22 protein-coding genes and 1 pseudogene are annotated in these 23,610 nt (G+C 59.1%); all 23 read right to left on the bottom strand.

Annotation, left to right across the window (positions count from 1 at the left end):
* Nucleotides 1-5: 5 nt before the first annotated feature.
* A complete protein-coding gene (locus AB4P97_RS03360; protein ID WP_042558216.1) occupies nt 6-1,214 on the bottom strand; it encodes a PAS domain-containing sensor histidine kinase in 1,209 nt (402 codons plus the stop codon).
* A gap of 109 nt (nt 1,215-1,323) precedes the next feature.
* Nucleotides 1,324-2,799: a sigma-54 dependent transcriptional regulator gene (locus AB4P97_RS03355; RefSeq protein WP_042558215.1), complete on the bottom strand. Its 1,476-nt coding sequence runs from the start codon at nt 2,797-2,799 to the stop codon at nt 1,324-1,326.
* 172 nt (nt 2,800-2,971) lie between these two features.
* Entirely contained in the window at nt 2,972-3,268 is a 297-nt protein-coding gene (locus tag AB4P97_RS03350) for a hypothetical protein (protein ID WP_042558214.1), read from the bottom strand.
* Nucleotides 3,269-3,278: 10 nt separating this feature from the next.
* Entirely contained in the window at nt 3,279-3,674 is a 396-nt protein-coding gene (fliS, locus tag AB4P97_RS03345) for a flagellar export chaperone FliS (RefSeq protein ID WP_042558213.1), read from the bottom strand.
* Nucleotides 3,675-3,804: 130 nt separating this feature from the next.
* Complete coding sequence (fliD, locus tag AB4P97_RS03340) at nt 3,805-5,265, bottom strand: flagellar filament capping protein FliD (RefSeq protein ID WP_042558212.1); 1,461 nt, start codon at nt 5,263-5,265, stop codon at nt 3,805-3,807.
* Nucleotides 5,266-5,347: 82 nt separating this feature from the next.
* Nucleotides 5,348-5,704, bottom strand: coding sequence for a flagellar protein FlaG (locus tag AB4P97_RS03335; RefSeq protein ID WP_042558211.1), 357 nt, complete (start codon nt 5,702-5,704; stop codon nt 5,348-5,350).
* 73 nt (nt 5,705-5,777) lie between these two features.
* Nucleotides 5,778-6,629 carry a flagellin domain-containing protein gene (locus AB4P97_RS03330; protein WP_042558210.1) on the bottom strand — a complete coding sequence of 284 codons (852 nt, stop codon included), beginning with the start codon at nt 6,627-6,629 and terminating at the stop codon, nt 5,778-5,780.
* 243 nt (nt 6,630-6,872) lie between these two features.
* The gene (locus AB4P97_RS03325; RefSeq protein ID WP_042558209.1) at nt 6,873-7,139 is read right to left on the bottom strand and encodes a hypothetical protein; all 267 of its coding nucleotides are present in this window, start codon (nt 7,137-7,139) and stop codon (nt 6,873-6,875) included.
* Nucleotides 7,136-8,425 carry a motility associated factor glycosyltransferase family protein gene (locus tag AB4P97_RS03320; RefSeq protein ID WP_395602070.1) on the bottom strand — a complete coding sequence of 430 codons (1,290 nt, stop codon included), beginning with the start codon at nt 8,423-8,425 and terminating at the stop codon, nt 7,136-7,138. The genes AB4P97_RS03325 and AB4P97_RS03320 overlap by 4 nt, the downstream gene beginning before the upstream one ends.
* A gap of 87 nt (nt 8,426-8,512) precedes the next feature.
* Nucleotides 8,513-9,439 (bottom strand): ketoacyl-ACP synthase III, encoded by a 927-nt coding sequence (locus tag AB4P97_RS03315; protein ID WP_210700850.1) that lies wholly within the window; start codon nt 9,437-9,439, stop codon nt 8,513-8,515.
* A gap of 226 nt (nt 9,440-9,665) precedes the next feature.
* On the bottom strand, nt 9,666-10,718 hold the full coding sequence (gene pseI / locus AB4P97_RS03310) for a pseudaminic acid synthase (RefSeq protein WP_042558206.1): 1,053 nt from the start codon (nt 10,716-10,718) through the stop codon (nt 9,666-9,668).
* Between the two features lie 11 nt (nt 10,719-10,729).
* Nucleotides 10,730-11,860, bottom strand: a pseudogene (pseG, locus tag AB4P97_RS03305) (UDP-2,4-diacetamido-2,4,6-trideoxy-beta-L-altropyranose hydrolase); the annotation flags it as partial.
* A complete protein-coding gene (gene pseF / locus AB4P97_RS03300) occupies nt 11,857-12,552 on the bottom strand; it encodes a pseudaminic acid cytidylyltransferase (protein ID WP_047300259.1) in 696 nt (231 codons plus the stop codon). The pseudogene pseG and the gene pseF, both read right to left, overlap by 4 nt.
* Complete coding sequence (locus AB4P97_RS03295; RefSeq protein ID WP_042558204.1) at nt 12,549-13,169, bottom strand: pseudaminic acid biosynthesis-associated methylase; 621 nt, start codon at nt 13,167-13,169, stop codon at nt 12,549-12,551. Before AB4P97_RS03295 ends, pseF begins: the two co-directional genes overlap by 4 nt.
* A 31-nt stretch (nt 13,170-13,200) precedes the next feature.
* Nucleotides 13,201-14,358, bottom strand: coding sequence for a UDP-4-amino-4,6-dideoxy-N-acetyl-beta-L-altrosamine transaminase (gene pseC, locus AB4P97_RS03290; RefSeq protein WP_395602069.1), 1,158 nt, complete (start codon nt 14,356-14,358; stop codon nt 13,201-13,203).
* The gene (gene pseB, locus AB4P97_RS03285; protein ID WP_047300257.1) at nt 14,355-15,356 is read right to left on the bottom strand and encodes a UDP-N-acetylglucosamine 4,6-dehydratase (inverting); all 1,002 of its coding nucleotides are present in this window, start codon (nt 15,354-15,356) and stop codon (nt 14,355-14,357) included. The genes pseC and pseB overlap by 4 nt, the downstream gene beginning before the upstream one ends.
* Nucleotides 15,357-15,380: 24 nt before the next feature.
* Nucleotides 15,381-18,296 (bottom strand): TIGR00180 family glycosyltransferase, encoded by a 2,916-nt coding sequence (locus AB4P97_RS03280; protein WP_395602068.1) that lies wholly within the window; start codon nt 18,294-18,296, stop codon nt 15,381-15,383.
* A gap of 55 nt (nt 18,297-18,351) precedes the next feature.
* Nucleotides 18,352-19,086, bottom strand: coding sequence for a cephalosporin hydroxylase family protein (locus tag AB4P97_RS03275; protein WP_042558200.1), 735 nt, complete (start codon nt 19,084-19,086; stop codon nt 18,352-18,354).
* A gap of 41 nt (nt 19,087-19,127) precedes the next feature.
* Complete coding sequence (locus tag AB4P97_RS03270; RefSeq protein WP_395602067.1) at nt 19,128-19,985, bottom strand: NAD-dependent epimerase/dehydratase family protein; 858 nt, start codon at nt 19,983-19,985, stop codon at nt 19,128-19,130.
* A complete protein-coding gene (locus tag AB4P97_RS03265) occupies nt 19,982-21,208 on the bottom strand; it encodes a methyltransferase domain-containing protein (RefSeq protein WP_395602066.1) in 1,227 nt (408 codons plus the stop codon). Before AB4P97_RS03265 ends, AB4P97_RS03270 begins: the two co-directional genes overlap by 4 nt.
* Nucleotides 21,205-21,765: a dTDP-4-dehydrorhamnose 3,5-epimerase family protein gene (locus AB4P97_RS03260; RefSeq protein WP_042558197.1), complete on the bottom strand. Its 561-nt coding sequence runs from the start codon at nt 21,763-21,765 to the stop codon at nt 21,205-21,207. The genes AB4P97_RS03265 and AB4P97_RS03260 overlap by 4 nt, the downstream gene beginning before the upstream one ends.
* On the bottom strand, nt 21,762-22,844 hold the full coding sequence (gene rfbG / locus AB4P97_RS03255) for a CDP-glucose 4,6-dehydratase (RefSeq protein ID WP_047300251.1): 1,083 nt from the start codon (nt 22,842-22,844) through the stop codon (nt 21,762-21,764). The genes AB4P97_RS03260 and rfbG overlap by 4 nt, the downstream gene beginning before the upstream one ends.
* The gene (rfbF, locus tag AB4P97_RS03250; RefSeq protein WP_042558195.1) at nt 22,826-23,599 is read right to left on the bottom strand and encodes a glucose-1-phosphate cytidylyltransferase; all 774 of its coding nucleotides are present in this window, start codon (nt 23,597-23,599) and stop codon (nt 22,826-22,828) included. Before rfbF ends, rfbG begins: the two co-directional genes overlap by 19 nt.
* Between the last annotated feature and the right edge of the window lie 11 nt (nt 23,600-23,610).

Raw genomic sequence — 23,610 nt, 5'->3', positions numbered from 1 at the left:
GTCTTTTACTCAGCTCCGTGGACAGCGCAAAACAGCGGCAGGATCACCTGCGCGCACGTGCCGCGCCCGACTCGCGAGCGCAGCTGCAATTCTCCCTGATGTGCTCGCGCCACCGCTTTGACCACGGTCAGGCCCAGGCCAGTGCCGGTGACCTTCGTGGTAAAAAATGGCTCACCGAGTCGCGCCAACACCGCAGGCTCGATCCCGCTACCGGAATCGCTGATGCACAGACGCAGGGTGTTGTCGCGGGTGTAGCAATGCACTTTCAGGCGCACCTCGCCGGCGCTGGCCTGAATCGCGTTTTCGATCAGATTCAAGAGCGCGCCGACCAATGTGTCACGGTTGCACAGCAGCTCACCGGCATGGCTGTCGCACTGCCAGCGAATCGGCAGATCCTGTACGTGGGTCAGGGCCGCAGCTTGCAGCGCCTGCATCAAGGCATTGGGGGTGAGGCGATCCGTCAGCGGCAATTCGCCGCGAGCGAACACCAGCATGTCGCGCACCTGATGCTCCAGCTCGTGCAGGCGCTCTTTAAGACGCCCGGCAAAACGTTGCTGAGTGGCGACCGGCAACTCCTGCTCAGTCAAATGACTGGCGTAGAGCAAAGCGGCGGACAATGGCGTGCGGATCTGATGAGCCAGCGAGGCCACCATTCGCCCCAGCGAGGACAGACGTTCGTGGCGCGCCAGTTGATCTTGCAGATGACGGGTTTCTGTCAGGTCGTTGAGCAACACCAATTGCCCAGGCTCGGCATCCAGCGAACGCGTGGCAATCGACAGGCGTCGACCGTTTTTCAAGGAGATTTCGTGACCGTCGTCTTCACGCGGGGCGAAGCAGCGAGCGATGACATGGCGCCACAACTCGCCCTCCAGCGGCAGACCGAGCAAGTCGATGGCGGCAGGATTGGCTTCGCGCACGATGCCGTGACCATCAATTACGATGACGCCACCGGGTAACAGATCAAGGAGGTTTTGCAGACGGTTGGCCAGACGTTCTTTTTCCGCCAGCTCCTGCATGCGCTGTGCACTGACCACGGCCAGTTCACCCTTGAGCTCGGTGACCCGCGCTTCAAGCATGCTGTAGGAGTCGGTCAGTTGGCTCGACATCTGACTGAACAGCTCGAAAGCCTGCTCAAGCCCCTGGCGGCTTGCCTGCTCTACGGACGAAGGTTGCCCCTCGGGATTGGAGGCAGAGATCTGGGCGGCTTGGGGCATTGTGCTCTCTCGCTGGCTGACCGTCAGTTAAACGGAACGTTGCGAGGGATGTAGCAATACCCGTGCCTAAAAAAAACTGCTTATAAATGAAGCAGTTGGAAAACAGGCGTCAATCCTCCGCCTGTTCGTCACCGTCGCGCCGGCTCATGCCGTACTTGCGCATCTTCTCCACGAGCGTGGTACGGCGAATGCGCAAGCGCTCTGCCGCGCGCGCCACAATGCCATTGGCATCGTCCAGCGCCTGCTGAATCAGGCCCTGTTCCAGACCACCGAGGTAGTCCTTCAGGTCCAGGCCTTCCGGCGGCAACATGGCGTTGGCGGTAAAGTCCGGCGTATGGCCATTGATTGCCACGCGCTCTTCAAGATCGCTGCGCAGGCTGTCGACCAATTGCTCGTCTTCGTCGTCGACGTAGCGGAATTTCTTCGGCAACTCGACCACGCCGATCACCCCGTACGGATGCATGATCGCCATGCGCTCCACCAGGTTGGCCAGTTCGCGGACGTTGCCCGGCCAGCCGTGACGGCACAGCGACATGATTGCCGCCGAGTTGAAACGGATCGAACCGCGCTTTTCGTGTTCCATGCGCGAGATCAGTTCGTTCATCAGCAACGGAATGTCTTCGACACGCTCGCGCAGCGGCGCCATCTCGATCGGGAACACGTTCAAGCGGTAGTAGAGATCTTCGCGGAATGTGCCGATCTCGATCATGCTTTCGAGATTCTTGTGGGTCGCGGCGATGATGCGCACGTCGACGCTCTGGGTCTTGTTGCTACCCACGCGCTCGAAGGTGCGCTCTTGCAGCACGCGCAGCAGTTTGACCTGCATCGGCAGCGGCATGTCGCCAATTTCATCGAGGAACAGCGTACCGCCGTTGGCCAGCTCAAAACGGCCGGCTCGGCTGGTGATAGCGCCAGTGAAGGCGCCCTTCTCGTGGCCGAACAGTTCGCTTTCCAGCAACTCGGCCGGGATCGCCCCGCAGTTGACAGGTACGAATGGCCCGTCGCGACGCTTGGAGTGGTAATGCAAGTTGCGCGCGACCACTTCCTTGCCGGTGCCCGACTCGCCGAGGATCAGCACGCTGGCGTCGGTGTCGGCCACTTGCTGCATCATCTGGCGCACGTGCTGAATCGCCCGGCTGGTGCCGACGAGGCTGCGGAAAAGATTAGGTTCGCGATGACGGCCACGCTCGCGGGCCTGGTCGTACATCTCGCGATAGACCTGGGCACGGTGCAGAGAGTCGAGCAATTTGCTGTAGCTGGGCGGCATTTCGAGGGTCGAAAGCACTCGGCGACGCTGGTCTTCAGGCAAGTCGATGGAAGAATTATCGCCCATTAACAAAACCGGAAGGAACTCATCCCAGGTTGAGAGTGTCTTTAGCAAGCCCAAAAGCGCGCCAGGAGCATTTACAGTCCCGATCAGTACGCAAATGACCTCACGACTAGACGACAAAGAGCCGACTGCCTGCTGCCAGTCATGGCTGCCGCAGGGTAAATTTTCTTCGCCGAGAAAATTTAGAATCACCGCCAGGTCGCGGCGGCGAACGCTATCGTCATCGATCAGCAGAATTTTGGTTTCACGCCACATGCAATAGCAACTTCCCTAGTCAACTCAATGCCCGAAAAATGGGGCAAGCGAGACGCTTGCAGGACACCATGTGCCTGTAGACGCCTGAAATCTGAAAACAGCCACTAGTTAAGTCAAAAAACCGTGCACAGTCAAATTTATGGCGCACATGTTTGGATTAACTGGAGGTTAATTAGCCAAACAGATGGTAAACCTTTGCCGCCTTCTGCGCTTGGGTGATCTGCGACATCTCGTTGGCTATCGCCTGCCGCTCCCCCATGGCCACCTCAAGAAGCTCCTTGTAGACATGGAGCAACTCCTCAAGGTTATCGCGCAACGCGACCTCATCCATCGAAGCCTCACTCAAGACGTCTTCCATGCAGGAACGGCAAGCCAGATCCAACTCGCCAATGGCTTCCCAGTTGCGCTCGGCCAAGGCACTGACCAATGCTTCACGGGTATCGGCAATTCGCTGCAATACAAGACTCATGGTGATCTCCTTAAAACTGGGGGCCTGGTGGAGCAATTCCGTCCCAGCCTTCTTTTACGGTGCGCAGCAGGCCGGCGACTTCGTCGAGAATCTGCGGATCACTCTTGACGTTGGCTTCGGCAAGTCGCTTCATCATGTAGATGTAGAGCTGGTTGAGGTCACCTACCGAATCTGCGCTATTTTCCAGATCCAGGCCTTCACACAGGCCACCAATGATGCCCAAAGCCTTGCTGATGGCCGTGCATTTGGCAGCAATATCCTTGCGCTCGATGGCGCCCTTGGCCTCGGCAATACGCCCGAGACCACCTTCCATCAACATTTGCACCAAACGGTGCGGGCTCGCTTCGGACGTCTGTGCGTGTGCGCCGACTTTCTGGTATTGCCGAAGGGCTAACATCGGATTCATGTTCTACCTCATTGCCACAATGACTCGTATAACCAGTGTATCGCCAACGAATCACAGAACTTTAGATCAATAAGACAAAAACCCGGCACACGCCGATAAAGCGTAGCCGGGTTTTTGTCGTGCCTGCCTGTTACTTCGCGGACTGCTGAGCGTTCAGCGAGCTGAAGAACGAAGTGATGTTGTTCGCCGTCGCCTTCATCTGCCCTACCAACAAGTCCATGGCGTTGTACTTGGCAGTCAACGTCTTGGTCAGGTTATCGACACGCAAGTCCAGTGCCGCTTGCTGGTCGGTCAGGTTTCTGGTGTTTTTAGTCAGAATGGCCATGCGCTGATCAAGCAGACTGGTGCCGGTGATGCTACCCGCCGGTGGCTTGAGATACGAATCAACAGCCTTGCTCATACGCGCCAGCAGACCATTGGTGTCGTTGGTACCAGTGAACAACTGCTGAACCTGGCCAGTCATGCCTGGCTGCGCCATGGTTTTAGTGAAGGCATTGGTATCGAACGTCAGGTTGCCGGTGTTGCGGTCGGTCATCACGCCCAACTGGGACAGCACCGCCAACGGACCGCCAGCCCCTTCCGCCGTCAACTGACCACGAATATCGGCGATCAGCGAACGCGGCATCGCGTCACCCGTGAACGCTGCTTGCACAGTTAGCTTGCCATCCGCGTCCGGCGTCGCCTTGGACAGCGTGTCGATGGTCGTCTTCAACTTGTTGTAAGCGTCGACAAACGACTGAATCGATGTCTGCAAACCCTTGGTGTTGGCATCCACACTGACAACAGTCGGAGTCGCAACGCCACCCGAGAGAGGACTTACAGTCGTCAGATTCAGGGTCAGACCACTGATTGCACCGGTCACCGTGTTGCTTTTGCTAGTGACTTCAAGGCCGTCGATGGTCAGCTTGGCGTTTTTCGCAATGTCGTTGACGGCCCCTGAGGCGCCTGCAGCCGGGCTAGTGCCCATCGGCTGGGTACCATCGATTTCCAGACCGGCAATACCGCTGACGGAAAGGTCAGAACCTGCGCCGGTCTTGCTCGAGCTGATCACCAGGCGCGAAGAACCGGAGCTGTCGGTCACAATGTTGGCGGAGATACCGTTGGCGCCCTGAGCCTTGTTGATCGCGTCGCGGGTAGTCTGCAACGTGGCATTGGCCGGAATATCGACATTGTAATCAGTGCCATTCTGACTGATTTTCAGGGTACCACTCGGAATGGCACTGGCGGCACCGCCGGCGAAAGAGGCACTGGCGATTTTCGAGCCAGTGGCCAATTGACTGACGACAACGTTGTAACTGCCCGCCACTGCGGTGCTGTCGGAAGTCGCGCTCAGAGTGGCATTGTTCGAAGTTGCGGTGAAGCCGGAAAATGCAGGATTGGTCTTGCTGCCCAGATCGGTCATCGCCGTCTGGAACGCGGTCAACGCGCTCTTCAACGAACCGACACCGGAAATCTTCAGCGTGTTGACCTTGGTCGCGGTGTCGATCTGCGTCTGCTTCGGCGCCTTGTCGGCGTTGACCAGTGCAGTAACGATAGCACCGATGTCCAGGCCGGAACCCAGTCCGGAACCCGGTAGAATTGGACTTGCCATGTGCATCTCCCTTCAGATTGTTGCCATTCTTTTGACCGTTACACGCATCTTGAGAACGTACAAACATTATTCATGCCAGCTATCAGGCCTTGGCGTCGAACAACACATGACTTGCGTTGGCGAGGCTGTCTGCCAGCTTGAGGGCTTCTGCGGAGGGAATCTGTCGAACGATTTCACCCGTCTCGCTTGCGATCACCTTGACGATGACCTTCCCGGAATGCTCATCGATAGAGAACTCCAGATTGCGCTTGATCGATTGAACAAACTTCTCGATCTCCTGCACTGCCAGTTTCAACTTGGCATCGTCCGTATCCTGACTCTTGGCAGCGACCGGAGCTTCAGCCTTGGTAACTTTAGGCGTCTCTGACGGTTTGTCAGCAACCGGCGTTACTGGCTTGGGAGCCGGATAAGACAGGTTAAGCTTCACGCTCATGTCCATGCTCATCACCTCCTGACGTAAAAAGGCGAGAGAGCACGACTAGCGCACTCCCCCGCCCAAACTTGTTCCGAAATTACTGAAGCAGTTTCAGTACAGCGGAAGGCAGTTGGTTGGCTTGAGCCAGAACGGAGGTCGAAGCCTGCTGCAGAGTTTGCTGCTTGGTCAGGTTAGCAGTTTCTGCGGCGAAGTCGGTGTCTTGTACACGACCCTGTGCAGCAGTGGTGTTTTCTACGATGTTCTGCAGGTTGGCGATGGTGCTGGTCAGACGGTTTTGCGAAGCACCCAGGCTCGAACGAGTGGTGTTGATCGCGGCAATTGCAGCGTCGATCGCGGTGATTGCGTTGTCGATGTTGGTAGCAGCGGCCGCGGTGCTTGCACCGGTCAGAGCTACAGTACCGCTACCTACGCTCAGGCTGACGGCGTCGAACTTGGAGCTCAGTACCAGGTCGATGTGGTTAGCCGAACCGGTGTTTGCGCCTACTTGCAGGGTCACAGTACCAGCCGAACCGTCCAGCAGGTTTTTGCCGTTCAGGTTGGTGGAAGCAGAGATACGGGTCAGTTCGTCCGACATCTGGGCGAATTCATCGTTCGTTGCTTTCTGGTCGATGCTGCCGTTGGTACCGGTACGGGCTTTAACAGCCAGTTCACGCATACGCTGCAGAATGTCGGTCGAAGCTTGCAGAGCGCCTTCAGCGGTCTGGGCAACGGAGATACCGTCGTTGGCGTTCTGAATCGCCTGGTTGCCACCACGGATCTGGGAAGTCATACGAGTAGCGATCTGCAGGCCAGCGGCGTCGTCTTTAGCGCTGTTGATTTTCAGGCCGGAAGACAGGCGCTGCATCGAAGTCGACAGAGCGTCGGAAGCGCGGTTCAGGTTTTTCTGAACGTTCAACGACGTGGTGTTGGTGTTTACTGTTAAAGCCATGACGAATTCCTCGTTGGTTGGGTACTGCGGCTTCCGGCCCTGGCAACCGCCGGGTATGGCCTAGAGAACCTTCGTAATAGTTATCGTCGGGAATGCAGGTTGCTTGAGGGCTTTTTAAAAAATATTTGCCATCACCCTGCCACTCCCAAAAAAACAAGGGCTTAGCGCGCCCCACCCACGAAAAAATGACGCCATAAAACTGCCCACATCACGAACCCCCGTGCCAGAGCCGTCGGTCCCCCCTCAGATCTGCACGCTGTCCAGCAATTCAATCAGTTCATACTCGATGAAATCGGCGAGCCCCAACCAATCCTGGCGCTCCTGACAATCCAGAATGTGCGTCAGTACCTGTGCCCACGACTGCTGGGCTTCCTCATGGGCGAGCGAGAAAAACCGTTGTGCCTCGTCAAATACATCGACCATGGTCAGTGCCGCTTCCACATCACGCCCCAGACGAAATAATCCGGCGCATTGCCGGCATGCGCTGATGCACATCAACTGCGCACTCATTGCACAAACTCCGGATTGAACTGCGTGCCCACGATCATCGCCCCTGCCCGACTGCTGTTAAGGAAGCTGACCTCTGGATGCAGAGCGATATAACGCTCCAGCACGCACAGGTAGCCACGAAAATTCAACTGCGTCCTGACCCGTTCGCCATTGCCGTCACGGACCCAGTGCCGAGCCTGCGCCACGGCTGGCCCCAGATCGCCATCGTCCCATCCGGCATGCGTCTTGTTCATCGGGAAGGCAAAGTCGGCGCCGAACAGCGTGATGCGTGTACCACCCATTTTCACGGCCAGGTCCACGGCGGGGTGAATCACGCTGCCGCCGGCATGCAATTCGGCCCGAGGGTGCTGCTGACGCAACGTGGCGTAGATGGGGCTAGCGGTATAAGCGCCATAGCGCTTGCCTTTCCAGGCCTTCAACACCGCAGGAGAGCTCATGGGCAGGTACACCAGCGGGATGCCGTCGGACTCCTCAAAAGGCAGATGCCGACAGCTGATCAACTGATCGATCGTCACCACCAGATCGGGGATAATCCCATGCTGACGCAAAGGCCGATAAGCCGTGTCGACACAAATGAACAGTGGCCGCCCGGCCTGCCCACGCACCGACGCCAGCCGTTCAAAATGTCCTTCCAGGCTCGGCCCGGTGCCGATCACATAGATTTCGCGGCCGATGCAGGTGCCAAACAGTTGCGCCACATCATCATCCGCAAGCAGCAACTCCAGGCTATCGCGCAAGCGCTGCTGAATCGCCGGCAATTGCGGATCGAACTGCCGATTGTTGAAACTGAGGTGAACTTCATTGACCAGTCGATCACGAATTTTGGCGCTGAAGTCATCGGCCAGGAGCATTTCCGCGGGCAGCGCAAAAAACGGCGTGTAGATATCCGCATGATCGCCGGCGTACATCAGTTCCACTCTGGGGTCTTCAAGCCATTGCCGCTGGTCGAGCAACTGCAGCACCAACGCAAACAAGGCGCCATTGAGAATGTGCACGTACAACCGCTCAAGCACGGCTCGCTCCAGCAACACCGACGGGAGGTCCCCAAGACCGGTGCCGTAGACGTGCAAGCGAGGCTTTTGCGGCAGGCTGGCTGCCTGGACCCGGGCCTCGTGGATCCGGTCGTGGCGACTGGTAAGTTGAATGCCGTCCACACTCAGCGTAGAGCCCAGGCCTTGCACGAGTTCGGCTTGAATCGCCAAACTGTCTTCAGCCACTAATCGTGCAAACAGCGCCGGCCAGCGTTGCTGGATCACTTGGGCGTTGGCCTGGAAAAACTCGCTCATGGCGCCTCGCGCTCCGTTTCAGGCAAAAAAATAGCGTTCAAGGTTAACCTTGAACGCTATTTTTGTATCCGCCGTTTTTAATCAGGCTCAGGGGCGGAAGATGATCGCCGAGCCCCACGACAGACCGACACCGAAACCACTGAGCGCGACACGCTGCCAAGCGGAATCGATTACGTGCTTTTCCAGCAGCAGCGGAATACTCGACGACACGGTGTTGCCAGTCTCGACCATGTCCTTGATGAACTTCTCAGGCTCGCCTTCAAAGCGTCGCGCCACGGCATCGACGATCGCCGCACTGCCCTGGTGGATGCAGAAGGCATCGATATCATCAGCCTTGAGACCGGAATCATCGAGCAACTCGTGCAAGTGTGCTGGGACTTTGAGCAGCGCAAAGTTGAACACCTGACGACCGTTCATGAAGAACACGCCATCGGTGACCTTCAGGTGTGGCGCGCCGGAACCGTCGGTGCCGAACTTGGCCTTGCCCAGCGCCCAGGTCGGATCTTCACCCATCCAGGTCGCGGTGGCGGCATCACCGAACAGCATGGTGGTGTTGCGATCTTCCGGGTCAACGATTTTCGAATACGGGTCGGCGGTGATCAGCAGGCCGTTCTTCAGGCCTGCGGCTTCCATGAAGCCCTTGATCGCATAGATGCCGTAGACATAACCGGAGCAGCCCAACGAAATATCGAACGCGGCAACGTTGGTCGGCAGACCGAGTTTGTCCTGCACGATCGCGGCAGTGTGCGGCAGGCCTTCTTCATCACCGTTCTGGGTGACGACGATCAAGGCATCGATCGATTCACGCTTCAGTTCAGGGTTGCTGGCAAACAGCGCGTTGGCTGCTTCCACACACAGATCGGAAGTTTCTTGATCAGCGTCTTTGCGCGGCAGGAATGCCGAGCCAATCTTGCCAAGGATGAACTCTTCATCCTTCTCGAATTTTGCACCTTGTGCGTAATTGTCCACGCCGGCTACAGGAACGTAGCTCGCAATGCTTTTTATGCCAATCATTACGGCTTCCCAATAAAAAACAGCCCAAGACCACCGCTCGCAAGGATTTGAGGGGCGCCGACAAACAGAAAATGGTTGCCACGGCGGGCAACCAAGGGGAGCGCAAAGGGCTATCACTGGAACCGAAAACGGGCCAGGCGCCATCTCCCCGATCAATACAATACAGTGAAGATGCGCGTTATGACTCGCAGGTCACGCTATTTTGCCGAATCCATTACAGATTGGGTTATTCGACCAATGACCAATCCAGCGGCGTACCGCGCTTGATCGGCGCGCGAGCGCAGCGCCCGAGGACGGCATCGGTGTGCTTGGGCGGCAGGCCGAGGCCGGGACGAATGGCGCGCAGATTGTCCCGCGTAAAGGGGTCACCGGCGGCCATGTCGGCGGTCACGTACAGCGAGCGGCGATACACCACCGACTTGAGTTCGGCTTCGGTTGCGCCGTATTGCACCTTGCCGAGCGCTTGCCATGCGCGTTCGGTTTCCACCACCAGGCTGGCCATCTCGGCCGGCTCCAGCGAGAAACTGGCATCCACCCCGCCCGCCGAACGGTCGAGGGTGAAATGCTTTTCCACCACCGTCGCGCCGAGCGCCACGGCCGCCACCGAGACGCCAACGCCCATCGAGTGATCGGACAGCCCCACCTCACAACCGAACAATTCCCGCAGATGCGGGATCGTCCGCACATTGCTGTTTGCCGGAGTCGCCGGATAAGTGCTGGTGCACTTGAGCAACACCAGATCCTTGCACCCGGCTTCACGGGCGGCGCGCACGGTTTCATCAAGTTCGGCGATGCTGGCCATGCCGGTGGAGATGATCAGCGGCTTGCCCGTGGCGGCGACACGGCGGATCAACGGCAGGTCGGTGTTTTCAAAACTGGCGATCTTGTAAGCCGGCACGTCGAGGCTTTCGAGAAAATCCACGGCCGTGTCGTCGAACGGCGTCGAAAACGCGAGCATCCCCAGTTCCTTGGCGCGAGCGAAGATCGGCGCATGCCATTCCCACGGTGTGTGAGCCTGCTCGTACAAGTCATACAAAGAAGTGCCGGCCCACAGACTGCCCGGGTCTTTGATGAAGAACTCGCCCTCGGCCAGATCCAGCGTCATGGTCTGGGCGGTGTAGGTTTGCAGTTTCAGGGCGTGCGCGCCGGCCTTGGCGGCGGCTTCGACGATTTGCAGGGCCACGTCCAGCGACTGGTTATGATTGCCGCTCATCTCGGCAATGATGAACGGCGGCGCGTCGGCACCGATCAGACGGTCGCCAATCTTGAAACTACTCATGAACGGTGTTCCCTATTATTCAAACTGGAGTTCAGCCCGTCGGGCAGCAACTGCGCATCGTCCAGTGTGGCGTGGCTTGACTTGAGCACACCATCGGCCAATGCCGCGGCGACTCGCAATGCACCGCGTCCATCGACCATTTGCCGAGAACGTTCGGCCAGGCTCTGGCGCAGATAAAAGTTGCCTGCGACAAAACCAATCGCGTCACGCAACTTCGTAACGCTGACCTGCTCGCGCGCGCCCATGAATACATGCGCGCCGGCTGCCGCCATGACCTCGCCGTTGACCTGCTGGTTATTCGACACCGCTATACAGATCGTCGGCAGACCCAACGCCGCACGCTCCCAGCTGGTGCCGCCACCGGCGCCGATAAACAGATCGGCCTCGGTCATACGTTGATGGAAATCGCTGACAAAACTGTGCAGACGCCAGTTCGGCCGCGTTTGCGCAAGTGTCTGCATCTGCGCCCATGCCGGATTGTCGACACCGGCGACGAAGTCCACTTCAAGTTCAGTAAAATGGGCCAACGCCAACATCGCGTGATGGGTCTGCATCGCCGCGTCGAAACCGCCGAAGTTCACCAGCACTCGCCGGGCTTCGGGTTTGATTTCGATCGCCGGGCAATCGAACTCTTCACGCAACATCGCATAGCGCGGGCCGAGCAGTGTGCGGCAGCCCTCGGGCAACAGCGGCGTGTAGTTATCGCTGAGGCCGGACAAATTCTGATTGAGCAGCAAATCAACGCTGTAGCGCCGAGTGGCGAGATCGTCGACGGCAGCAATACGCGGCGCCCAACGCCGTGCGGCGGTCTGCCAGTGATGATCGAGGCCGTAATGATCGACGATTATCCAGTCGAATTCGGCGTGATCTTCCATCAGCAAATCCAACGCATCGATGTCGACCTGCCACGGCAGCATCGACTCGATGGCCTGCTGCGGATCTTCACCGGGATAAAATTCAGGCAGTGCGAATGTCTCGAAACCTTCGGCGCTCAGAGCATCGAGTCGATGCCCCGGCAACTGCCGACAGGCAAACGCGACATGACTGCCCTGCTTGCGCAGCACCCGCGCCAGCGTCAGGCAGCGGGCGATATGGCCGCTGCCGATGGTCGGCGAGGCGTCAGCGCGAATCAGGACTCTCATTGCAACTCTCCGCCGGCCTTGAGCGCGGCGTAAAGGTATTCGGCACGTTTCCAGTCTTCAGGCGTATCGATGTCCTGCACCAGATGCCGGGGCAAAATCACCGGCAGACTGGCTGGCGAATAGACTACCTCACCGCGCAGCCACGCGTCGCTGCGCCCCCAGTAGAACTGGCCAGCATCCTGAAACGCCTCGGACAGATCCTGCGAACGGGTGTCACGAAATTCCGGGTACAGCGCCGTAAGCGCGCCCTGCCCGTCCAGTGTCAGCGCACGCTGCACCGGAAAACCGAAATTGCACACGGAGAAAGCGAAAGACTTGTCCGGATGCTGCTCCAGCAACTCGAATCCTTCGCGCAGATAACGCACCTGCAACAGCGGCGCCGTGGCGTACACGCAACAGGCGTAATCGAAGGCCGGCAGTTGCTGCAAGGCATGCACGATCACCGCTGCGGTGCCGGTGAAGTCATCGGCCAGTTGCGCCGGACGCAGGAACGGCACCTCGGCGCCATGAGCCCGCGCCACGTCGGCAATCTCGGCGTCGTCGGTGCTGACCACAACCTGATCGAACAAACCTGAATCGAGCGCCGTGCGGATCGAACGGACAATCATCGGCACGCCGTCGAACGGCGCAAGATTCTTGCGCGGGATGCGTTTGCTGCCCCCGCGCGCCGGGATGATTACGACATTGCTCAAAGGTGTTTTTCCAAGAGGAACCAAGTGACATCGTCCGCCGGGAATTGTGGGTCGCGGTGATAGACGAAGCCGTAATCGAGCAGTTGCAGATCCGGGTAGCGATCAAGCATTTCGCCAGCGAAATCACGCTTGAACAGTTTGCCGCTGTTGCCACGATAGGACACTTCCAACGGTGCCGGGTTGTAGTACTCGGCGATCAGAATGTAGCGCCTGCTCAGTTCATATAGCTGCGCATACGCGGTCGGCAGCAGCTCTGGCGCCAGATGGATCAGCACGCCTTTGCTCAAGCTCAGGTCATAGCTGCGCTCACGCGGGAAGTCGAACAGCGAACCGTGCCAGATCCGTGCGATCTGCAGCGCCCGGGCCTGAGCACAAGCGCTGTCATTGATCTCGACGCCAAACAATTCGCAGTGCGGCAACAGTTGATGCAGCGCCTGCAAATTGTTGCCGGCGTTGGTGCCCAGCTCCACCAGGCTCTCGATCTTGCCCGCGCGTCTCAGCGCCTTGGCAAACAACGCCAGATTGACCGCCACCAGTGGTTGACCAACGTTACGGTCAACGTACTGATTACCGAACTCGCCCTGCCAGAATTTTTCCTGCTCACTCAGATCACGCATTGCAGACACCCATCCACCGCCGCAGAGGCATTTATTCGGTCAACCGGCGCAATTGCTCGACCACATAGTCCTGCTGCTCATCGCTCAGCAACGGGAACAACGGCAGGCTGATCGCTTCAGCGTAATAGCGTTCAGCCTCAGGGAAGTCGCCCTCGGCAAAACCCAGGTCTTGATAGTAAGGCTGCAAATGCACGGGTATATAGTGCAGATTCACACCGACGCCGGCCGCGCGCAAGCCTTCAAAAACCTGGCGATGACTGAGACTGATTCGATCTGTCTGCAAGCGAATCACATACAAGTGCCACGACGACTCTGCGTCTGGTTGAGCGCTCGGCAACGTGATCGGCAAGTACGTCAGCAGACGTTCGTACCGGGCCGCCAGCTCACGGCGTCGGGTGATGAAACCCTGCAGTTTTGCCAGTTGCGACAAACCCAGTGCGGCTTGCAGATCGGTGATCCGGTAATTGAAGCCCAGCTCGATCTGCTGGTAGTACCAAGGGCCGTGGCTGGGCTCGGTCATCTGCTGCGGATCGCGGGTCATGCCGTGGCTGCGCAGGCGTTGCAGGCGCTCGGCCAGTGCCGGGCGATTGGTCAGGACCATGCCGCCCTCGGCACTGGTGATGATCTTCACCGGATGGAAACTGAAAACGGTCATCGCTGCGAATTCGCCGCAGCCGACCGGGCGTCCGGCGTAACTGGCGCCCACCGCGTGCGAAGCATCTTCGATCACGGTGAAGTTGTAGCGCTCGGCCAGTTCGGCAATCCGCCGCATGTCGCAGCTCTGTCCGGAAAACGCTACAGCCACCAGCACTTTTGGCAAGGTGCCGTCCTGCTCGGCCTGATCCAGTTTCGCTGCCAGCGCAAAAGCATCAAGGTTCCAGGTCAGCGGATCGATGTCGACGAAATCGACGTCCGCGCCGCAGTAACGCCCGCAATTGGCCGAGGCCAAAAACGTATTCGGTGTAGTCCAAAGGAGATCACCGGGCCCAAGCCCTGCCGCCAGACAGGCAATGTGCAACGCCGCCGTGGCGTTGCACACCGCCACGGCGAAATCGGCCTGGCAACGCTCGGCCACAGCCTGCTCGAAGCGCTCGATGGTCGGCCCTTGCGTCAACCAGTCCGACTGCAACACCTCGACGACGGCATCAATGTCCGACTGATCGAGACTCTGGCGGCCGTAGGGAATCATACCGAGAGCTTCGCGTGCAGCGCCGCGATCTGTCCGACCGAGAGGAAGTGCGGATTGGTGTCGGAGCGATATTCAAAATCTTCGCTCACCGCGCGCCCATGCTCGCCGAGTTTGTCGACGGCAAAATCGACATCGACGCTGGTAAAGCGAATCGACGGCTGGATGGTGTAGTGATCCTCGAATTCAATAGTCATCCGCGCATCGTCCAGCGGCACCATCAACTCATGGAGTTTTTCCCCTGGACGAATGCCGACGTTTTTGTGCGGCAGATGTTCAGCCATGCCACGGGCCAGATCGACTATGCGAATCGACGGAATCTTCGGCACAAACACTTCACCACCGTGCATGCGCGCAAAGCTGTCGAGCACGAACTGCACGCCGTGATCCAGAGTGATCCAGAAGCGGGTCATGCGTTCGTCGGTGATCGGCAACTCACTGGCGCCATCGGCGATCAGTTTGCTGAAGAACGGCACCACCGAGCCACGCGAACCGGCCACGTTGCCGTAGCGCACCACGGCAAATCGGGTTTCCTGCTCGCCGGCAATGTTGTTGGCGGCCACGAACAGTTTGTCCGAGAGCAACTTGGTCGCGCCATACAGATTGATCGGGCTGGCAGCCTTGTCGGTGGACAACGCCACAACCTTTTTCACACCGTTGTCGATGGCCGCGGCGATGATGTTTTCCGCGCCATTGACGTTGGTGCGAATGCATTCGGTCGGGTTGTACTCAGCCGCCGGCACCTGCTTCAACGCGGCGGCATGCACCACGTAATCGATGCCGCGCATGGCCTGACGCAGACGGTCAGCGTCACGCACGTCACCGATGAAGTAACGCATGCACGGCGCATTGAACGTCTGCTGCATTTCGTATTGCTTGAGTTCATCGCGCGAGAACACCACCACCCGCTTGGGCTGGTATTGCTCCAGCAGGTGGCGGATGAAATTGCGCCCGAAGGAGCCGGTGCCGCCGGAGATGAAGATCGATTTTCCGTTGAACATGTTCTGATTCCTGTCCGGCAAAACTCAGGCGAGCAACTGCGCCCAATTGATCGAGGCATTTTCGCCCAGGGTAAAGCCTTTGCCGCTCAGAGCCAGGTTGGCGTTGTAAGCCGGATCCTGGGCGAAAGCGCCTTGCCACTTCTCACGTAATGCCGCCAGCGCTTCAGCAGCCTGTGGCAGTTCGCCGGTATGCAGCACCTGCACCAACGGCGTCCACACAGTGAGGTATCCGGCCTGACCGGCCTTCAGGCACAGGTCGACATCGCTGAAAGCGTCAACGAATGTCACTTCGTCCAGACCGCCGAGGGCGTTGAACAATTGCTTGCGGACCATCAGGCACACTTTCGATACGGCGGAATAATTCTGCTCGACCGCCAAACGCTGCATGTAACCGGCGCTGGCGTGTTTTTCGCCAATAAATGGCGAACCGACGCCCCCGTTCAGGCCGAGAATCAAACCGGCCTGGGCAATCTTGCCGTCGCGCCCCACCAATTTGGCACCAACGATGCCGACTTCCGGACGTTGGGCATGGTTGAGCAGCGAGTCGACCCAGTTCGGGTTGACGACTTCGCTGTCAGCGGCCAGCAACACCAGATACTCCCCCTGCGCCTGCTCGCTGGCGGCGTTATACAACGCCACTTCACCGAGCGTCTGACCGGCACGCAATACGCTGACTTTCGGATTGCGCATTTGACCCAGCCAGTCGTTTACCGCTGCCGACTGATTCGGATTGGCCGCCACCAGTACCTCATAGCGGCTGTAGCGGGTCCTGAGCAGCACACCTTCCACGCAGCGGCGCAACGCAGGCAAATCATCACTGGCCGGCACGATGATCGACACCAGCGGCTGTTCGGTGTGACGGTAATCGACCTGCCAGGTGCCCGGCAGTGCCGAAGTGACCCTGGCCTTGTAACCGCGATTGCCCAAATGGCGCAGCAACGCCTGCCGTTCGTGAGCGTTCTCTTCCAGCGCCACGGCCTGGGTGATCAGCAGCGGTTCGTCGAGATGCGCCAGACCGTCGAGGCCGCCCTGCTCGATCAGGCGCAGCAACAGGTCAAACTCCAGCGCCTTGTTGAAATCGGCCTGATACCCGCCCACTTCGAGGAAAGCCTCCCGTCGGATCAACCAGTGGCGCGCCATCAGCGAAGGAACGCTTTGCAGCAGATCAAGGTTGAATCCCGGGCGGAACACGTCCACCAGCGCGCCATTTTCAGTACGCTGGATTTCGTCGGTGGCCACCGCACGCAGGCTCGTGGCCGACATCAATTCCAGGCCGGCACGCAGCAGACCACCGGCGGTGAATTCATCGCCCACGCTGGCCAGCAGCAACCAGTCACATGAAGCCTGCGCCGCGCTCTGGTTGAGTTTGTCGACGAGGTTGCCCGGCGTGACCCGGACAAAGTGCAAGATGTTCTGCGCGGTGGTCGCCGTCTGCGGTTCGCCCGTGGTGAAGACGACGATTTTGAAAGCCTTGCTGTGGCCTTCGACGAGGCTGTCGAGGGTCACTTGCAGCTTCTCGACGTTGTCGTCCAGGTCCAGCAGGAAAATGCCGAACTGTGGCCCGCCATGGTGCGCCGCCAGATGCGCGGCGATCAATGCAGCCTGTTCGGCGTCCGGCTTGCGGCCCGCCAGCCAGTCGAGCAAACGGCCGGAGCGCATCTTGTCGAAAACCGGGTAGTGATCGACGCTCGATACGTCTTCAAGACGAGCGCCCCACTCAGCCATTTCCTGCGCCTGATCTGCCTCGTCGAGCACTTGCAGTTGCTCGGCCAGACGCTTGACCACACTACGGTTGAACACGTTGCAGTCATGCGCCCGCCACAAACGGTCGAGGACACTTTGCGGGGTATCGTTATTGCGCGCCTGCAGCAGATACTCTTGCTGGGTCCATACACCCTCAAGTTTCTCCAGTTGGACACGACCGGCCGGCATCGCGTGAAGTAGAAACTCGAACTGGGTCAGCAAGTCAAAAAAGCGCTGGTTGTAGAACGGCATCTCGACGTATTGCAGTGGCCCGAATTTGCGCTCCGGTGCCTTGGTCAGGTGGTTCCACTTCGATTCGAAAATCAACTCGATCGTCAACGCCCGTCTGGTGACCAGGCTGTCAGCCATAGCCGCGAAGCTTTCCAGGGCAAAAGCCTTGCGCTGTGACTGATCCAGATCATTGATACCGGTTGGCAGCGACGCGAGAAATTCGGCGAAGGCTTCGCGCTCGGCCACCGACTTGGAATCGGTGTACGACAGCGCGTGATACACCTCGGTGTTGTGATCGGAGAAACCGAAGTTGATCTCGCGCACGACATAAGGGATCGGCAGGATGCGCGCCTTGGCGTTCGCCAGCAGGTAATAGGTGTGGCCGATTTCCTGCCATTCGAAACTGGTGCCCGGCGGCAATGCTGCGTACCAGTCCTTGATGATCGAGGTGCGACACACACCATAGAACGGCGGCACGTACTGATGCATGAAGTCGAGGACCCGATCCTCGGCGCGCTCCGAGGCATAGTCTTCGCAGATTTTCTTGTCGCGACGGAAGTAGTCGACGCTGTCAGCCCGCGCCAGGTACATCAGGCAATAGCCGTGGCACAAACCATAGTCGCGGTTTGCTTCCAGAAAACTCACCGACTCGGCAAGCGACTCGTGCAGTATGAAGTCGTCATCGGCGGCAAATACCATATACGGCGTCGTCAGTTGCTCGACGCCGTAGGTCAGTTTGGCCTGCATCCCCCAGTAGGCGAATTGCGGCAGGTGCTGATAATCGACCGCAGAGAAATCACCTTCCGGGCGCTCGGGAGAAGAGTCCAACACCAAAACCTTGCAAGGCAGGCTGCTGTAATACTGCAGCGCTCGACGCAAAAAAGCCGGGCGGTTGTGGGTGATCAGTACCACCGTCAGCAACTCGCTCAATGGCTGCTTGTTTTCAGAACCGTACTTGCCTTGCATAACTTCTCCCTACAACCGGCGAAACCGCCTGAAAAACGCTTGAAGATGAAACTGATTAACGGACGCGACGCAGATAGCCGTCCGAGGCAACGGTGATCAGCAGCTTGTCTTGCATCTGCTGATCGATCTCGAAATCACCGTTCTCCTTGAGGTAAGCCCAGACGGCGGTTTTCGGATTGTCGCCCGGCCCCCATGGACGATCCGGGAAGGCATCGGCCGGCATGTCTTCAACCACGGTGTCCATGACCACGCAGTAGCTGTCCACCGAGACCAGCGGTGCGTAAAGACGCAGTTCTTCGAGGACATGGTCGTGGGTGTGGTTGGAATCGAGCACCACGATCACTTTCTTGCCGGCCGCAGCCTGACGAACCTGTTCGACCACTGCCGGATCGAGGCTCGAGCCTTCGATCATGCTGATGCGCTTGATCATCTGATGGCTTTCGATGGCCTCACGGTTGTGCGCACGGATGTCGCGATCGATGCCCAGCACTTCGCCGTGGCCCTGCAATTCGAGCAGCGAGGCGTAGTAAATGATCGAACCGCCGTGGGCGATACCGCACTCGATCACCAGGTCTGGCTTGATCCGCCAGATCAGTTCCTGCATTGCCATCATGTCTTGCGGCAATTGAATGATCGGACGACCCATCCACGAAAAGTGATAGGTGTATTTGTGTTTGGCCGACTGGTTGTAGAACTCCTGGGCCAACGCCTTCAGGTCCTTGTCCTGGCCTTGGGCAATCACTTCGGCCTGGCACTCCGCCTCGAAGGCTTTGATTACGTTATCGCTCATTGTCCGGTCTCACTGAAAAGTCATTTGATCTTCGAAGCGCATCAACGTGTCCGCTGCGTTTCAAGTAATTGTTCCAAACGGTCGACCACCGCCCAAAACGCCATGGGCTCGTGTGTCGGGTAGGGGTAATGCCCCAGATTCAAATTGATCGAAGCGCCGCGTTCACGAACGCGTTGCTCGACCAGGGTTCTTACCGAAATCGGATGGCCACTGGCGCAATTGATCACACCGCTGAAGTCCCGTTGCTGAACGATTGCGCAGAGAAAATCGGCAGCGTTCCTGATCGGCAGGAAGTCGCGCAACTGCTCCCCGGCCGACATGTTGAACGTCGCATCCCCGGCATCGATCGCCCGGTCCAGCGCCGCCAGCAGACTGTTTGGGTTCTGCCCTTCGCCATGCAGATAGAACAAGCGTGCCCACTGCAAAGTGAACGGATTTTCTTGGGCAAGGTTCTGCAAAAACAGATGCAGGGTGTGCTTGGCCAGACCGTAGGGATTACTCGGCTGCGGCTCGGCCTGCTCGCTGAGCGGGCCGCTTTGCATGCCGTATTCAAAGCATGTGCCAGTCACTAGAACCTGCTTCACGCCCGCTTCGACCGTGCCTTTGATAAAGCGGTAATCGGCCATCAGGTTGTGCTCGAAATGGAACAGCGCCCGATAGTTCGGCAAACCCGGCCAGGCCAGATGGGCAAGAACATCGATGCCATCGGTGAGCGCTGCAATGTCCAGCTCAGGCGCGTGAATATCCGCCGCGACGAACTCGACATCGTTGATCCACGGCATGCCCTGCGCGGTTTCTGCGTTGCGTGCAACTGCACGAACAACGCAGCCGCGCGCCAGCAATGCCGCGACCAGATGCCGACCGACGAAGCCCGTGGCTCCGGTTACGAGGACCTTCACAGCACTTTCAACTCAGGCACCGCAATCACGAAGCGGCCGTCCCACTGACGCAGCTGCGCCAGTTGCTGACTGACTTCGTGCAGCAGGTTCCACGGCAGCACCAACACGTAGTCGGGTTTTTCGATATCGATCTGTGCCGGCGCAACAATCGGGATGCGGCTGCCCGGCAGAAACTTGCCTTGCTTGTGCGGGTTGGCATCGGCCACCCAGGCGAGCAGGTCCGGTTTGACCCCGGCGTAGTTGAGCAAGGTGTTGCCCTTCGCCGCCGCGCCGTAACCCACCACACGTTTACCGTCAGCCTTGGCCTGCAGCAAAAAGCGCAGCAGTTCATGCTTGATTCGTTCGGCGGCAGGCGCGAGGGTCGCGTAGTACTCGGGCGTTTTCACCCCTGCATCAAGTTCAGCCTGCAACTGTTGTTGCACCGCTGGTTGCACCGGGCGACGCTCGCCGTCCTTGCGCTGCACAAATACCCGCAGCGATCCGCCGTGAGTGCTCAACTGGCTGACGTCGAAGACTTCCAGGCCGTTGCGTTCGCACAGGGTTTGCACAGCCGTCAGCGACAGATACGAATAGTGCTCGTGATAAAGCGTGTCGAACTGCGCGCCCGCCATCAGCGTCAACAGTTGCGGGAATTCGAAAGTCGCCACACCGGTCGGTTTCAGCAGTGCCGCGAAACCACCGAGGAAATCGTTGATGTCCGGTACATGCGCGAGCACGTTGTTGGCGGCCATCAGGTCAGCGGCCCAGCCTTCGCTTTTCAGCTGCGCGGCGGTGTCGCGACCAAAGAACAGCTCACGAATGTCCAGCCCCTTTTCCCGCGCCGCTTGTGCGGTGCTGCGGGTCGGCTCGACGCCCAGACACGGAATGCCGCGACCGGCTACGTATTGCAGCAGGTAACCGTCATTGGCAGCGACTTCGACCACGCGGCTGTCGGCGGTCAGGCCAAAGCGTTCGACCATCTCGGCCACATAGCGCTCGGCATGGGCCAGCCAGGTGCTGGAGAACGAACTGAAGTAGGCGTACTCGGCGTCGAACAGGCTGTCGGCGGAGGTGTAATCCTCGGTCTGCACCAACCAGCACTGCTGGCACACGGCGACCTTCAGCGGCACCCAGTGCTCTGCCTGTTCCAGCCGACCGGCATGCACGTAGGCGTTGGACGGTGGCGAGGTGCCGAGGTCGATCAGCGGCAGGCTCAGCGGTGCGGCGCACCCACGGCAATTCATAGACGCACTCCAGCGAAGTGTTGATCGAGCGCGGGATGGCTGGAATCACGCGCTGACAAATTATTGACAGGCAACGGCCAGGCAATCGCTAGCCGTGGATCATTCACCGACAGACCGCCCTCATGCGCAGGTGCGTAATCGGCGCTGTGCAGGTAAAGCAATTCGGCGTCTTCGGTCAGCGTCTGGAAACCGTGGGCGAACCCGGCCGGAATCAACAGACTGCGACCGTCCCCGGCCTTCAGATGCTCGGCGTGCCAGTGCAAAAAGGTTTCCGAGTCCGGACGCAAATCGACCGCCACATCCCACACTTCGCCGCGCAGGCAGGTGATCAGTTTGGCCTCCGGAGCGTTCGCGTTCTGGTAATGCAGACCGCGCACGCTGCCCTTCTCGCGGGTGCAGGAATGGTTGATCTGGCGGATATGAAATTCACTGCCAAACGCACTCAGACTGCCTTCGCAGAACAACCGGGCAAAGTGCCCGCGCTGATCTTCAAAGCGTTTGTGCTGCACGCTGAACAATCCGGCCAGCGGCAATGCCTGCAAGGAAAACTCGCTCACAACGCGCCTCGGTACAGGTTCAGTTGGCCGAGGGTGACGGCGCGCATGTCGTCGCCGCTCTGCCACGCCAAATGCCAGTCGAGGGTCTGGGTCAGGCATTGCTGCAAGGTCCAGCGTGGTTGCCAACCGAGCAGTTGGCGTGCGCGGCTGCTGTCCAGACGCAGCAGACCGGCCTCGTGCAGTTCGCTCGGCTCGATGCGCAGACCGCGCGCTTGCGGCCAGCGGCTGGCGAGCAATTCGACCACTTCGCCGACGCTGCACATGTCCGCCTCGCCGGGGCCGAAGTTCCACGCACCGGCGTACTCCGGCCCTTGCTCGTAGAGGCCGGCAGCCAGTAGCAGATAACCGGCCAATGGCTCCAGCGCGTGTTGCCATGGACGCACGGCGTGCGGGTAACGCAGGGTCACCGGCTCGTCTGCCGTCCAGGCTTTCAGCACATCGGGAATCAGCCGCTCAGGGGCAAAATCACCGCCGCCCAACACGTTGCCGGCACGCGCCGTGGCCAGGGCCAGGCCGTGCTCGGCGTACTTGTCTGCCGGGAAGAAAGACGCCGCGTAAGACTGCGCCAACAGTTCGCAACAGGCCTTGCTGCTGCTGTAGGGATCATGACCACCGAGGGCTTCGTCTTCGCGGTACGGCCACAGCCATTCCTTGTTGGCGTAAACCTTGTCGGTGGTCACCAGCACACAGGCACGTACGCAGCCGACCTGACGAATCGCTTCGAGCAGGTTCAGCGTGCCCATGACGTTGCTGGAATAAGTACCTAGCGGGTCGCGATAGCCTTCGCGCACCAGCGGCTGGGCGGCCAGGTGCAGGACGATCTCCGGCTCGGTGTCGGCAATGATTTCGAGCAAGGCACCAAGGTCACGCAGATCGCCGCGCTGATCATCGATGCCTTCGTGCACCCGCGCCAGTTCGAACAGGCTCGGCTCGGTCGACGGATCCAGTGAAAAACCGCTGACTTGCGCGCCGAGGCTTTGCAACCACAGGGTCAGCCAACTGCCCTTGAAACCGGTGTGGCCGGTAACCAGCACACGCTTGCCGCGCCAGAAATCCGCACTCAGGCCCATTGCTTCCATGGGGCCTCCCCGCTCTGCCACAGCGCTTCGAGATGGTTTTTGTCGCGCAGGGTGTCCATGGGTTGCCAGAAGCCATCGTGCTCGAAGGCCTTGAGCTGTTCGTCCTGAGCCAGGCGGGCCAATGGCTCCGCTTCCCAAGTGGTGTCATCACCCGTGATGTACGGCAACACTTTTGGCGACAGTACGAAGAAACCGCCGTTGATCCAGCCACCGTCTCCACGAGGTTTTTCGGTGAAGCCAAGGACCTGATCGCCTTGGCGTTCGAGAGCACCGTAACGACCCGGCGGCTGCACCGCAGTGACGGTCGCCAAGCGACCGTGAGCCTTGTGGTAATCGACCAGTTGGCGAATATTCAAATCGGAAACGCCATCGCCGTAGGTGAAGCAGAACGCTTCTTCATCCTGCAGGTAACGGCCTGCGCGCAGCAGACGGCCACCGGTCATGGTTTCTTCGCCGGTGTCGATGAGCGTGACACTCCATGGCTCGCTGTAATTCTGGTGCACGTCCATGCGGTTTTCGCGCATGTTGAAGGTGACGTCGGAGGTATGGAGGAAGTAGTTGGCGAAGAAGTCCTTGATCGCGTAGCCCTTGTAGCCGAGGCAGATGACGAAGTCGTGAATTCCGTGGGCGGAATACTGCTTCATGATGTGCCAGAGAATTGGCTTGCCGCCGATCTCGATCATCGGTTTGGGCTTGAGGTGCGACTCTTCACTGATGCGCGTGCCGAGGCCACCCGCCAAAATAACTGCCTTCATCGTCTCCCCTC

Origin of the sequence: Pseudomonas sp. A1230, assembly GCF_044218825.1 — a bacterium.
Taxonomy (GTDB): Bacteria; Pseudomonadota; Gammaproteobacteria; order Pseudomonadales; family Pseudomonadaceae; genus Aquipseudomonas; species Aquipseudomonas iridis.
The sequence above is the reverse complement of the archived record's forward strand: the minus strand, read 5'-3'. Positions and strand labels throughout refer to the sequence as shown.